Consider the following 13,067-nt stretch of genomic DNA (forward strand, 5'->3'; position numbering starts at 1 on the left):
CGCCTCAGGCATTGAGCAGCATCGTGAATCCGCCATAAATCATGCGCTGGCCGTCGAACGGCATCGGGCAGACATCGGGCTTGAGCCGCGGGTCTTCCATGGCTCTTTGCATGCCCGCGTCGCGGATTTCGCGGGACGGCCAGATGATCCAGCTGAACACCACCGTCTCGTCCGCCTTGAGCTTGACCGCCATGGGGAACGAGGTCAGCTTGCCCTCGGGCACGTCGTCGCCCCAGCAATCGACCACGCTCAAGGCGCCGAACTCCTTGAACACCTTCGCCGCGACCTGCGCATGCTGCTTGAAGGCCTCGCGGTTGGCGGTGGGTACCGCCAGTACACAACCATCGACATAAGACATGATCCTGCTCCTGCTGATTGGGGTTGAACATCGGATCCCGACCTTGCTGTCGGTCACTCTGGGAACTGGTCGATCCGCATCGCCGACAATCGACAAGTCGGCGCGAAAAAACCTGAATCGACCGACCGACGGGCTTCATGGCTCCGGCTGCCAACCGGTTTGCGGGGCGCTCAGGCCCGGCGTCGCGGGCGGATGCACAGTGCCCGGCACCGTCTCCAGCGGGGGCTCCGGCACCGCGCTTTGGCCCAGTTCGCCCTCGATATGCCCGGCCAGGTAATACACCCCGGCCATCACCCCGTTGCCGGTGTTGTTCAACAGCTTGAACCAGGCCTGGTCGAACGCCTTGCCCAGGCTCTGGCGAATCTGCGCCTCGGTCTCGGCCCGGTCGCTCTCATGGGCAATCGCGCGAAACCCCGCGGCGCCCAGGGAGATCACCGCGCCGGCGACCTTGCCGGCCACCGCCGACGCGGCGCCGGCAATGCCACGGCCGGCCATCTGCGCTTCGAATTTTTCGCTGGCCTGCCTGGCCACCGAGACAATCCCGGCCTCGGACGACACCTCGCCGGTGCCCGCCGGCGCGCTATGGATCTGCTGGTACAGCGCCGAGTAGGCCGGCAGCGTAGTCAGGGGCTTGGCATGCAACACCTGATACAACGACGCATCGCGCGCCGGCGGCGGCCCCAGGCGAATCGCCTGGATGCCATTGAGCCGTTGATCGAGCTGCTTGGCCGGCAACCGATAACGCTGGGCGATAACCTGCACCTGCTTGTCCAGCAGCTCGATATAGAACTCCGTGGCCTGATTGAGAATCGCATCCGGGTCGATCTCCACCGCCACCGGTGCCAGCACCTGCTCCTGATACTGCTCCTTGAGGTACTCCGCCAGCCGCGTCGCCGCCGCGTCCTGCTCGTCGCCGGCGGTGAGGCTGTACCAACTGACTTTCATGGCCATCCATTCCTGGGTCCAGTAACTGCTGAACCAGGGGATGAAGGTTTCCTCGGTAACGGCATAGACCCGCACCCGCCAGTGCTCCATGGAGCCGCGGGCAAAGACCTTGACCTGGATCACCGCCTGCTGCGAAGCCTCGGCGATCTCCCGGTCCACCTGGCGCCAGGTGCTGGCCGGCACCACCACCGGCGCCACCGCCTCGCGGACACGCTGGGTCGCGGCGCATCCGGCCAGCACCAGCAGCATCACGACGATCAGCGCACGCAGGTACAAGATGGCAACCCTCGCACAGCGTCGACCACGGCCACCCGCTCACGACGGGGCAGGCTTCAACCGGATACCACACGACCATGCCTGGATTGAGTATAGGTGCTGGGGTTTGCGCCCCAGGCTCGAGAAGGGGTTCGCGACGGCGTATCCGACCAGCCGCTTACCCGCGATGGCGTCCGGCCTGATACACCGCGGCGCCTCGATCGCCGGCAAGCCTGGCTCGTACAGAAGCAGGTCAGTCGCGGTCAGCGTGGACCGCCACCGCCGGGACCTGCGCCAAAACCGCCATGCGGGCCGCCGCCACCGCCGCCATGCCCACCGCCGCCACCCGGCGGGAAGAACATCCAGCAGCCCGACAGGGACGACAACAAGGCGATCACTATCGCCACTTTTGCAACTCGACTCAATATCATCGCTTCACTCTCTTTCAGGACGAGAACCACAAGTTTCTCGTCGTTTCAGACAGTGCCCGCGCGACATTGAGCACCGCACAAAGGTAAAGAATGGGTAAGGGTTGTATCGAAAAACCCACAGGTTTCCAGTGACTTGCGCACTCATTTCGGCAGCAGCGAACGGCAACCCCGCAGCCCCTGGCCGGGCCGGAGGTGATTGGCCTGTGCAAGGTTTTCGATACATGGCCAGTGCCGCGGCACTGTCAATTACGCGCCTGTGCCTCCCTCGCCGCCGGTAACCCCTGCGGACGACACAGGGTCAGCACGCCACGGGCCACCAGGCCAAACAGCAGCCCCCAGAAGGCCGCCGACAAACCGAACAGCGACATGCCCGACGCTGTAACCAGAAAGGTGATCAACGCCGCCTCGCGATCCCGCGGTGCGGCCATGGCGGCGAACAGGGCGAGCCCGACGAGGGCCGCCTGGAAGATGATCACCAGCGGCCCGGCATAGGAAATCAGCGTGGCGATAAACCCGGCCACCAGCGCCGACAATGAGAAATCCTCGATCAACGGCTGCATGCAAGCTCCGAAGCCCTGAGGCATGGCATGACTGAACCACCGGTGCCGGCACCTGGGCGCCCGCACCGGTCATGGCCCCAGCTACAGGGACGGCGCGCTGGCCTGGCTGACCGGCAGCGCCTTGGCGGGCCGCGGGTAGACGAAACACATCGCCAGCGCCGCCACCGCCCCCGGAATGGCAAAGGCCATGAAGTTATAGTGCAGCGGCAGCTCGATGCTCACCAAGGCACCGCCCAGCAGCGGCCCGACAATGGCCCCGCTGCGGCCGATCCCCGAGGCCCAGCCAATGCCGGTGGAGCGGATCGTCACCGGATAGAACTGGGCGACGCAGGCGAAGGCCAGGATCTGCGTGCCGATGGTGGTGGCCCCGGCAATCGCGATCAGGGCGTACAGCAACCCGTGCGGGCTCTTGAAGCCAAGCAGGCTGATGGACACCGCGGCCACGATAAAAAACGCCACCAGGACCTTTTGCAGCTGCAGGCGATCGCCGATCCAGCCGCCGCCCACGGCGCCGAAAATCGCCCCGAGGTTCAGCACCAGCAGGAACATCAGGCTCGAGCCCAGACTGTAACCAGCGCTGGCCATCAGCTTGGGCAGCCAGGAGTTGAGCGCGTAGACCATCAGCAGGCAGCAGAAGAACACCACCCAGAGCATCAGGGTGCTCAGCGCCCGGCCTTCGCGGAACAGCTGCACCACCGGTGCGCCGGCGGTCTTGAGGTTGGCCTTGACGAACGAGTCGCCGGGTTGCGCGACGAAGCCCGGCTCGACCCATTGCAGCACCTGGCGCGCTTCGTCGTCCCGGCCCTGGCGCAGCAGGAAGCCCAGGGATTCGGGCAGGAACCTGAGAATCAGCGGCAGCAGCAACAACGGAATCGCCGCCACATAGAACACCGCCTGCCAGCCGAAATTCGGCAGCAGCACGATGCCCAGGCCGGCGGACAGCGTGCCGCCCACCGAGTAGCCGCTGAGCATGATCGCCACCAGGGTGCTGCGGATTTTCTTCGGCGCGTATTCATTCATCAGCGCCACCACATTGGGCATCACCCCGCCGATGCCGAGGCCGGCGATAAAGCGGCAGATACCGAACTGGGTGGGCGTGGTGGTGAAGCCGTTGAGCAGGGTGAAACCGCTGAACAGCACCACGCAGATGGCGATGACTTTCTTGCAGCCGATGCGCTCCGACAGCGTGCCGAAAAACAGCGCGCCGAACATCATGCCGAACAGCGCATAACTGCCCAGCGCCCCGGCCTGCAGCGGGCTCAAGCCCCACTCCTGCATCAGCACCGGCAGCACCACGCCGTAGATCACCAGGTCGTAGCCGTCGAAGATGATGATCAGCGCGCACCAGAACAGCACGCGCCAGTGAAAGGCATTGAAGCGTGCCCCGTCGATCAATTGATTGCTGTCTATGTTTCGCATGGCATCTGACTCTTGTTGTTGTTTTATGAGAAACCGGATGTGCGTTTGCGCAGTCCTGTAGGAGCGAGGCTTGCCCGCGATTGGAGCGCTGCGGTGTGCCAGGCCGGACGCCATCGCGGGCAAGCCTCGCTCCTACGGTCAGGGTGCAATTTTCAATGACGCCTGATATTTCAGCCCTGGTCGCCACCGCCTACCGGCATGACCAGGCCGGTGATGTAGGACGCCTCGTCGGAGGCCAGGAACAGGATCGCCGCGGCCTGCTCGTCGATGGTGCCGTAGCGTTTCATCAGGGTGCTGTCGACGGTCTGGTCGACGATCTGCCGGTACCAGACCTGTTCCTCGGCGCTCTGCTCGGCGCTGTTGCGCGGAATGCGCCGTGGCGGCGCTTCGGTGCCGCCGGGGGCCGTGGCGTTGACCCGCACCCCGCGCCCGGCGGTCTCGAACGCCAGGCAGGCGGTCAGGGCATTCACCCCGCCCTTGGCCGCGCCATAGGGCACGCGGTTGATGCTGCGGGTGGCGATGGACGACACATTGACGATGGCGCCGCTGCCCTGCTCCAGCATGTACGGCAGCGCCGCGTGGCAGCACCACAAGGTGGGGAACAGCGAACGACGCACTTCGGCTTCGATCTGCTGCTCTGCATAGTGCTCGAACGGCTTGGCCCAAATGGTGCCGCCGACGTTGTTGACCAGCACGTCGATGCGCCCGAAACGCTCGACGGCCGCGGCCATCGCCCGGCTGCATTCGGCGTACTGCTCAAGGTCGGCGGTCAGCGCCAGCACCTCGAACCTGGGGGCCAGCTCGGCCTGCAACTCGAACACCAGCTCGGAGCGGTCCACCAGCACCAGCCGCGCGCCCTCCTCGGCCAGGCGCTCGGCGACCCGCCGGCCAATGCCCTGCGCCGCCCCGGTGACCAGGGCGACTTTTTCCTCGAATCTGCTCATCTCAAAACCTCATGCCAATGTACCGACGCCCCCCCTTCATCTGTAGGAGCGAGGCTTGCCCGCGATCAGCCGACAGGCTGAAAGGTCAGCGTTGCCCCACTATCGCCATCGCGGGCAAGCCTCGCTCCTACAATAGGGCGCGGGGGCTGTCAGGCCGCGCTGGCGGCGAATTTTTCGTAGTAGAAGTTGGCCGGGGCGATGCCCTGCTCGCGAATGAACTGGCTCACCGCCTCGACCATCGGCGGCGGGCCGCACAGGTACACATCCACATCGCCGTCGTTCAGGTGCCTGGGCTCGATATGCTGGGTCACGTAGCCCTTGAGCGGGTGGCGACTCTCGGGGTTGGCCACGCAGGCGCTGAAGCTGAAGTTGGGAATGCGCGCGGCGAAGGCTTCCAGGCGATCCATTTCCACCAGGTCGAAATCGTTGGTCACCCCGTAGATCAGGTGCAGCGGATGCTCGCTGCCCTGCTCGGCGATTTTCTCCAGCATCGCGGTGAACGGCGCCAGCCCGGTGCCGCCGGCCAGCAGCAACAGCGGCCGGCGAATATCGCGCAGGTAGAAGCTGCCCAGGGGCCCGGCCAGGCTCATGGGGTCGCCGGCTTTCGCCAGGCCGGTGAGGAAGCTGCTCATCAGGCCGCCCGGCACGTTGCGGATCAGGAAACTGACCTCGCCGTCGCGCTGCAGCGAGCTGAAGGAATAGGCGCGAGTCTGCTCGCTGCCGGGCACGCCGAGGTTGACGTATTGCCCCGGCAGAAACGCCAGCTTGCTCAGGGCCTCGCCCTTGATCGACAGGGCGATGGTGCTGTCGGACAGCTGGCGCACCGCGCTGATGGTGGCGTCGAAGGTGGCCTGGGCCGTGCGGCAAACCTGCGACGAAGCCGGCACCCGCACCACGCAGTCGCTCAAGGCGCGCATCTGGCAGGTCAGCACGAAGCCCTGCTCGGCTTCAGCCGCGGTCAGCGCATCGTCGATGTATTCCTCGCCCAGGTCGTAACGCCCGGCTTCGGCGAAACACTTGCAGGTGCCGCAGGCGCCGTCGCGGCAGTCCAAGGGGATATTGATGCCCTGGCGGTAGGCGGCATCGGCCACGGTTTCGCCGGCGTTGGCGGCGACGAAGCGGGTCACCCCGTCTTCGAAATTGAGTGCGATGTGATGAGTCATGGCGGTCGCCTCAGAGGTGGTAGACATCGACGACCTGACGAACGTAATCGTTCTTCAGGATGACTTTCTTGGCCAGGATCCGCGGGGTCTCGCCGCGCACATCGAGGGTGTAGAAGCTGGTGCCGAAGTAGCTGTCGACGGTCTTGTAGCGAAAGCTCAGGGTGTGCCAGTTGAAGCGCACCTTGCACAGGCCGTCGGCCTGCTCCAGCAGCTCGATATTGCTCAGGTTGTGCGAGGTGCGGGTGTCGGGAATGCTCGCGCTGGAGCGCTCGGTCTTGATCCGGAACACCCGGTCTTCCAGGCCGCAGCGGCTGCCGTACCAGATCAGCGAGATTTCCCGCTGCGGGTCTTCGGTGAGTTCGTCGTTGTCGTCCCAGGACGGCATCCAGAAGGTCGCGTCGGCGGCATAGAGTTCCAGCCAGCTGTCCCAGTCCTTGTCGTCCAGGTAGCGCGCTTCGCGGTAGAGAAAATCGCGCACGGTGTCATGGGAAATGCTCATCACACAGCCTCCACGGCAATGGTTCGCGCAGCTTCGGCGGCCACCGCCTCGAGCATGGTTTGCTGCCAGTACTTGTGCTGCATCACGAACAGGCCTTCGTCTTCGGTGCGTACGCCGCTGAGGATCGGTTGCAGGTCGATTTCCCGGGCCGCGTCGTCCGCGCCCTCGACCCAGTGTTCGGCACCGCGGGACATGTCGTTCCAGGCGCTGTTGCAGCCCTGATAGCCCATCTGGCAGGAACGGAATTCCTCCAGGTCGTCCGGGGTGGCCATGCCGCTGACGTTGAAGAAGTCCTCGTACTGGCGGATGCGCATGGCCCGGGCTTCGTCGCTTTCGCCCCTGGGCGCGATGCAGTAGATGGTGATCTCGGTGCGGTCCACCGAGATCGGCCGGGCGATGCGGATCTGCGAGCTGAACTGGTCCATCAGGTAGACGTTGGGGTACAGGCACAGGTTGCGCGAGTTCTCGATCATCCAGTCGGCGCGGGCCTGGCCGAAGTCCCGGGCCAACTCATCGCGACGCTCGTAGAGCGGGCGATCCTCGGGGTTGGACCAGCGGGTCCAGAGCAGCATGTGGCCCTTGTCGAAGGAATAGAAACCGCCGCCCTGCTTGGCCCAGCTGCCGGCGCTCATGGTCTTGATCTCTTCACCGGCTTCGCGCTGCTTGCGCTGGCTCTGGGTGGCCGCGTAGTTCCAGTGCACCGAGCTTACGTGGTAGCCGTCGGCACCGTTTTCCGCGGTGAGTTTCCAGTTGCCTTCGTAGATGTAGCTCGAGGAACCGCGCAGCACTTCCAGGCCGTCGGCGGACTGGTCGACGATCATGTCGATGATCTTCGCCGACTCGCCCAGGTGCTCCACCAGGGGCAACACGTCGGGGTTGAGACTGCCGAACAGGAAGCCGCGATAGGACTCGAAGCGCGCGACCCTGGTCAGGTCGTGGGAACCTTCGCAGTTGAAGCTCGACGGGTAGCCCGCGGCGGCCGGGTCCTTGACCTTGAGCAGCTTGCCGGAGTTGTTGAAGGTCCAGCCGTGGAACGGGCAGGTGTAGGACGACTTGTTGCCGGTCTTGTGCCGGCAGAGCATGGCGCCGCGGTGGCTGCAGGCATTGAGGAAGGCATTGAGTTCGCCGTCCTTGTTGCGCGCGATGAACACCGACTGCCGGCCCATGGTGGTGGTGTAGTAGTCGTTGTTGTTGGGGATCTGGCTCTCGTGGGCGAGGTACAGCCAGTTGCCCTCGAAGATGTGCTGCATTTCCAGGTCGAACAGCCGGGGGTCGGTGAACATCTCCCGCTTGCAGCGGTAGACGCCCCGGTCACGGTCTTCTTCAAGCAGGGAGTGAAGGTATTCGGGTCGCAGGGTCATGGCCGCCGCCTCCATTGTTTTTATTCAGGCAAGGCTCATGCTAGGGCGGGGTACGCGGGGGCAATATCCGTTGCGTGCAGACCACTATCCGTTTTCTGCAGAGTTTTGTAGGGCAAGTCCTACAGCCGTAGCCGCTGCCGAGGCTGCGACCGGGTTGGGCGGCATTCCGACGTAGCGGCCGCCACTCGGGCCTCGCCTGTTTATCCAGGACGATCGCGGTTTCAGGTTTTGCGACTGCTACGCAGCCGATCGCAACCTCGCAGGCTCGGCAGCGGCTACGAGGAATCGGGGATGACGCGGCGGGCACGGCTTCTGTAGGAGCGAAGCTTGCTCGCGAGGGCGTCGGATCAGACGCCTGCGCGTCGTTCGCCATCGCCGGCAATCGAACGTCGACCGGCCGCTCCTACAGAAGCATGGGCGGGTCAATGCCGGCGTCTGAGGGTGTCGGAAGGCAGTTCGCCGAACTGTTTGCGGTAGCTTTCCGAGAAGCGTCCCAGGTGCAAGAAACCGAAGTCCATGGCCAGTTCGGTGATGTTGCGCACGTTGCAGCCGGGGTCGCGCAGGCAGGCGTGGATCCGCTCGAGTTTCTTCTGGCGGATGTAGCGCATGGGCGTGGTGCGGGCATTGCGCTCGAACAGCGCATACAGCGAACGCAGGCTCATCTGCGCCTGTTGCGCCAGCTCTTCGCAGCCGATGTCCTGCTTGAGGTTGCGCTCGATGTAGTCGGCGATGGCCTCGAAGGTCGCCGACGACGAGCCCAGGCCCACCCGCCGGATGTTGGTCTTCATCAGGCTGAGCATCTTGCTCGCGACGATCTGCGCGTAATGCTCCTGCACCCGGGGGATGCATTCGGCGGCTTCGGCTTCGCGGCAGACCACGTTCAGCAGGTTGATAAAACCTTCCAGCTCATCCAGCTGGTAGCGGTTGCCCACAAAACGCACGCCCTGCCCCGGATACAGCCAGCGCTGCTCATCGCACACCGACTCCAGCAGGCGGGTGGGCACCTTGATGATGAGTTTCTCGCAATCGTCGGAGTAGGTCAGGTCCACCGGATCGTCAGGGTTGATCAGCAGCAACTCGCCGGGGGCGAAGTAATGCTCCTGGCGATGGCCGCGCCACAGGCAGTGGCCGCGCAGCAACACTTGCAGGTGGTAGATGGTTTCCAGCGCCGGCGAGGTGACGCGCACGCTGCCGCCGTAACTGATCGAGCACAGGTCGAGGCTGGCGAACTGCCGATGATTGAGGCTGGCCTGGGGGCTGCCGGCCTTGGGCAAACGGATGCAGTGGCTGCCCACATGCTGGTTGACATAGCCGGACACAGCGTAGGGATCGGCCTGGGCGAATACCCGGCTGCGCTCACTCAACAGATGGGTTTCCATAAGCGGGTCACTCCCCGTTTTTGTTATTGGGACTGTTATTGCCGGGCGGTGATCGTTCGCCACCGCTGGCCCATCACGCAAGACTTCGACCACGGCTCACAACGGCAAAAACCACGGGATCACTCACGTTATCCCGTGGCCCCGAATCGGGATCTGCCGCGCTGTCAGTCCTCCAGCGCTCGCACCCGCTCCGGGCGTTGCTGCTCCTCGGGCTGGGCCGACGACTGCAGGGTGAAGTCGAAGTCGATCTCGGCGAAACGCCCGCTGACCCCGTATTGCGCCGCACGCTGCTGATCGTCGCTGAAGGTGATCTTGGCGATCAGTTCGTCACGGGTGGCGTAGGCGAAATCGTCGTGCAGGTATTCGTCGCCATCGAGGTTGATCTGGGTGGTCAGGTGACGGTGGTCATCGGCCGAGATGAAGAAGTGGATATGCGCCGGACGCTGGCCGTGGCGGCCCAACTGGTCGAGCAACTGCTGGGTCGGACCGTCCGGTGGGCAGCCGTAGCCCGACGGCACGATGCTGCGAAAACGGTAGCGGCCTTCGGCATCGGTGACGATGCGCCGACGCAGGTTGAACTCGGACTGGGTGGTGTCGAAGTAGGAATAGGTGCCGCCGGTGTTGGCGTGCCAGACATCGACAATGGCCCCGGCCAGCGGTTCGCCGGCGGTGTTGCGCACCTGGCCCTGCATGAACAGCACCACGCCCGGATCGACGCCATCGTCGAGGCGCGCTTCACCCTGGCTCAGCGGCGCGCCAGCCACGTACAGCGGGCCTTCGATGGTGCGCGGGGTGCCGCCGGTCTTGCCGGCCTGTTCGTCGGCGGCGTCCATCAGCAGGTCCAGGTAGTGCTCCAGGCCCAGGCCGGCCGCCAGCAGTCCGGCCTCCTGGCGCGCGCCGAGCACGTTGAGGTAGTTGACCGCCTTCCAGAACTCTTCCGGGGTCACGTCGAGGTCTTCGATGATGTTCACCGTGTCACGCAGGATGCGGTACACCAGGGCCTTGGTGCGTGGGTTGCCCTGGTCGTTGAGCTGGCCGCTGACTTCTTCGAGAAATTTCTGGGCGCTGGCAGTGTGGGAAATTCGGACGTTCATGGTTATTCCTCATCTTGTATTTATTAGAGTGTGGAGCGGGCTCAGCGGTCGTCCGCATGAATGGACGAAGGATGCCTGCACAGCGCGTTCACTTCGATAGCCATGTACGGGTACAGCGGCAGTTGCATCAGCAGGTCGTGCAGTTCCTGCACGCTGTCGACGTCGAACACGCTGTAGTTGGCATACAGGCCGGCGATGCGCCACAGGTGCCGCCACTTGCCCTGCTCCTGCAGGCGCTGGGCCAGGGCCTTTTCGTCGGCCTTGAGCTGGGCGGCGCGCTCGGGGTTCATGTCGACCGGCAGGTTCACGGTCATTTTGACGTGGAACAGCATGGTGCTCTCCTTAAGACGTGATGAATGGCAGTTCAGGCTTGGTCGCGGCGGAAGAACGCCAGGCGCTCCTCGTCCAGGCTCAGGCCGAGGCCCGGCGCCCGGGATACGTGCAGCTGGAAATCGCGGTACAGCGGCGGCTCGGCGAGGATGTCCTCAGTCAGCAGCAGCGGGCCGAACAGTTCGGTGTCCCAGCTCAAGGTATTGAGGGTCAGGAAGGCATGGGCCGACGCCAGGGTGCCGATACCGCCTTCGAGCATGGTGCCGCCGTACAGGCCGATGCCCGCCGCCTCGGCGATCGCCGCGGTGCGCAGTACCGCGCGCGGGCCGCCGTTCTTGGCGATCTTCAGGGCGAACACCGAGGCCGCGCCTTCGCGGGCCAGGTTGAAGGCGTCCTCCACACACTCGATGGATTCGTCGGCCATGATCGGCGCCGGGCTGATGGCGTTCAGGCGCACCATGCCGGCGCGGTTGTTGCGCGAGATAGGCTGTTCGATCAGGTCGATGCCGTTGCCGCCCAGCACTCGGCAGGCACGCACCGCCACCGCTTCGTCCCAGGCCTGGTTGACGTCGACCCGCACGCTGGCGCGATCGCCCAGGGCCTTCTTGATCGCGATCACGTGGGCCAGGTCGCGGTCCACCTCGCCGGCGCCGATCTTCAGCTTGAAGATGCGGTGGCGGCGCAGGTCGAGCATCTTTTGCGCTTCGGCAATGTCCTTGGCGGTGTCGCCGCTGGCCAGGGTCCAGGCCACCGGCAAGGCGTCGCGCACCCGGCCGCCGAGCAGTTCGCTGACCGGCAACCCCAGGCGTTTGCCCTGGGCGTCGAGCAAGGCGCTTTCGATGCCGGATTTGGCGAAGGTGTTGCCGCGGATACTGCGCTCCAGGCGCTGCATGGCGGCATTGATATTGGCGCCGTCCTGGCCGAGCAGCAGCGGCGTGAAGAAGCGGTCGATATTGGTCTTGATGCTGTCCGGGCTTTCATTGCCATAGGCCAGGCCGCCGATGGTGGTGGCCTCGCCCAGGCCTTCGATGCCGTCGGCGCAGCGCAGGCGGATCAGCACCAGGGTCTGGTTCTGCATGGTGTGCATCGCCAGCTTGTGCGGGCGGATGGTGGGCAGATCGACAATGATCGTTTCGATCGATTCAATGGCACTTGAAAGCATTTCCATACCCATCAGGTTCTTGAAGTTATGGAACCGATTCTCGTACGGCTTTTTCCAGGGTTCCAATATAGAATTGGTCTGGCTCGATACCTTGAAGGTATCCAACCTTTGCCCGCGGAGGCCTTATGGAACTGCGTCATCTGCGTTACTTCCAGGTGCTGGGCCAGACCCTCAACTTCACCAAGGCCGCCGAGCGCCTGCACATCGCCCAGCCGCCCCTGAGCCGGCAGATCCAGCAACTGGAAGAGGAACTCGGGGTGTTGCTGCTGGAGCGCGGCCGGCCGTTGCGCCTGACCGAAGCCGGGCGCTTTTTCTATGAGCATTCCAGCGTGCTGCTGGAGCAACTGGCCAAGGTCTGCGACAACACCCGGCGCATCGGCCACGGCGAAAAGACCTGGCTCGGCATCGGCTTTGCCCCCTCGACCCTGTACGGCCTGCTGCCGGAACTGATCCGCCGCCTGCGCAGCCACGAGACCCTGGCCCTGGAACTCGGGCTGTCGGAAATGACCACCCTGCAGCAGGTGGAAGCGCTCAAGGCCGGGCGCATCGATATCGGCTTCGGGCGGATCCGCATCGACGACCCGGCCATCGTGCAGAAGGTGCAGACCGAGGATCGCCTGGTGGCCGCCCTGCCCGCCGGCCATCCGCTGATCGGCCAGCCGGTGAGCCTCGCGCAACTGGCCGACGAGCCATTCGTGCTCTACCCCGGCAACCCGCGCCCGAGCTACGCCGACCATGTGATCGCGCTGTTCAACACCCACGGCCTGAACATCCGCATCGTGCAGTGGACCAACGAACTGCAGACCGCCATCGGCCTGGTGGGCGCCGGCATCGGCATCACCCTGGTGCCGGCCTCGGTGCAATTGCTGCACCGCGACGACATCGGCTTCAGCCCACTGCTGGAAGCCAACGCCACCTCGCCGATCATCATCAGCCGGCGGGTCGGCGATGTGTCGGCGGGGCTCAGCCACTGCTTGCGGATGATTGACGAACTGCGCGCCGAACACCCCGACGCCTGACCCCTCGCGCGTAGCCAACTCGCGGTTGCGCCCACCTCCCCTTATGGCAAAAAAGCGCACCTGCAGAAAAGGGATACAGGTCTGCACGCAGCGGATAGTGCCCGCCCCACACCCGCCCCTAGCCTGCGCGGCAGTGAACTGCTTTCCA

13 protein-coding genes and 1 pseudogene are annotated in these 13,067 nt (G+C 64.7%); 1 reads left to right on the forward strand and 13 read right to left on the reverse strand.

Going from position 1 to position 13,067, the window contains the following annotated elements; translation table 11 throughout:
* Positions 1–4: 4 nt before the first annotated feature.
* The 13 genes and pseudogenes from C4K27_RS20700 to C4K27_RS20755 form a co-directional block, all read right to left on the reverse strand.
* A complete protein-coding gene (locus C4K27_RS20700) occupies positions 5–358 on the reverse strand; it encodes a DUF1428 domain-containing protein (protein WP_053261957.1) in 354 nt (117 codons plus the stop codon).
* Between the two features lie 135 nt (positions 359–493).
* Entirely contained in the window at positions 494–1,579 is a 1,086-nt protein-coding gene (locus C4K27_RS20705; RefSeq protein WP_053261958.1) for a hypothetical protein, read from the reverse strand.
* A gap of 242 nt (positions 1,580–1,821) precedes the next feature.
* Entirely contained in the window at positions 1,822–1,983 is a 162-nt protein-coding gene (locus C4K27_RS31285; RefSeq protein ID WP_169834594.1) for a hypothetical protein, read from the reverse strand.
* A gap of 248 nt (positions 1,984–2,231) precedes the next feature.
* A pseudogene (locus C4K27_RS20710) lies at positions 2,232–2,513 on the reverse strand (benzoate/H(+) symporter BenE family transporter); the annotation flags it as partial.
* Between the two features lie 117 nt (positions 2,514–2,630).
* On the reverse strand, positions 2,631–3,968 hold the full coding sequence (locus C4K27_RS20715) for an MFS transporter (protein WP_053261960.1): 1,338 nt from the start codon (positions 3,966–3,968) through the stop codon (positions 2,631–2,633).
* Positions 3,969–4,138: 170 nt separating this feature from the next.
* Positions 4,139–4,912, reverse strand: a complete 774-nt coding sequence (locus C4K27_RS20720; RefSeq protein ID WP_007922861.1) for a 1,6-dihydroxycyclohexa-2,4-diene-1-carboxylate dehydrogenase — start codon at positions 4,910–4,912, stop codon at positions 4,139–4,141.
* Between the two features lie 149 nt (positions 4,913–5,061).
* Positions 5,062–6,075: a benzoate 1,2-dioxygenase electron transfer component BenC gene (gene benC / locus C4K27_RS20725; RefSeq protein WP_007922864.1), complete on the reverse strand. Its 1,014-nt coding sequence runs from the start codon at positions 6,073–6,075 to the stop codon at positions 5,062–5,064.
* Between the two features lie 10 nt (positions 6,076–6,085).
* On the reverse strand, positions 6,086–6,574 hold the full coding sequence (gene benB / locus C4K27_RS20730; protein ID WP_007922866.1) for a benzoate 1,2-dioxygenase small subunit: 489 nt from the start codon (positions 6,572–6,574) through the stop codon (positions 6,086–6,088).
* On the reverse strand, positions 6,574–7,935 hold the full coding sequence (gene benA / locus C4K27_RS20735; protein WP_053262097.1) for a benzoate 1,2-dioxygenase large subunit: 1,362 nt from the start codon (positions 7,933–7,935) through the stop codon (positions 6,574–6,576). The genes benB and benA overlap by 1 nt, the downstream gene beginning before the upstream one ends.
* A gap of 422 nt (positions 7,936–8,357) precedes the next feature.
* Positions 8,358–9,314 carry an AraC family transcriptional regulator gene (locus C4K27_RS20740; RefSeq protein WP_053261961.1) on the reverse strand — a complete coding sequence of 319 codons (957 nt, stop codon included), beginning with the start codon at positions 9,312–9,314 and terminating at the stop codon, positions 8,358–8,360.
* Between the two features lie 164 nt (positions 9,315–9,478).
* Entirely contained in the window at positions 9,479–10,408 is a 930-nt protein-coding gene (catA, locus tag C4K27_RS20745) for a catechol 1,2-dioxygenase (RefSeq protein WP_053261962.1), read from the reverse strand.
* A 41-nt stretch (positions 10,409–10,449) separates the two neighbouring features.
* Complete coding sequence (gene catC / locus C4K27_RS20750) at positions 10,450–10,740, reverse strand: muconolactone Delta-isomerase (RefSeq protein WP_009044734.1); 291 nt, start codon at positions 10,738–10,740, stop codon at positions 10,450–10,452.
* A 32-nt stretch (positions 10,741–10,772) separates the two neighbouring features.
* Complete coding sequence (locus C4K27_RS20755; protein WP_162235136.1) at positions 10,773–11,900, reverse strand: muconate cycloisomerase family protein; 1,128 nt, start codon at positions 11,898–11,900, stop codon at positions 10,773–10,775.
* A gap of 125 nt (positions 11,901–12,025) precedes the next feature.
* Here C4K27_RS20755 and C4K27_RS20760 point away from each other — a divergent pair, with 125 nt between their 5' ends.
* Positions 12,026–12,919 carry a LysR family transcriptional regulator gene (locus tag C4K27_RS20760; protein WP_023964142.1) on the forward strand — a complete coding sequence of 298 codons (894 nt, stop codon included), beginning with the start codon at positions 12,026–12,028 and terminating at the stop codon, positions 12,917–12,919.
* The last annotated feature ends 148 nt before the right edge of the window (positions 12,920–13,067 follow it).

Origin of the sequence: Pseudomonas chlororaphis subsp. chlororaphis (assembly GCF_003945765.1) — a bacterium.
In the GTDB taxonomy this organism is placed as follows: Bacteria; Pseudomonadota; Gammaproteobacteria; order Pseudomonadales; family Pseudomonadaceae; genus Aquipseudomonas; species Aquipseudomonas chlororaphis.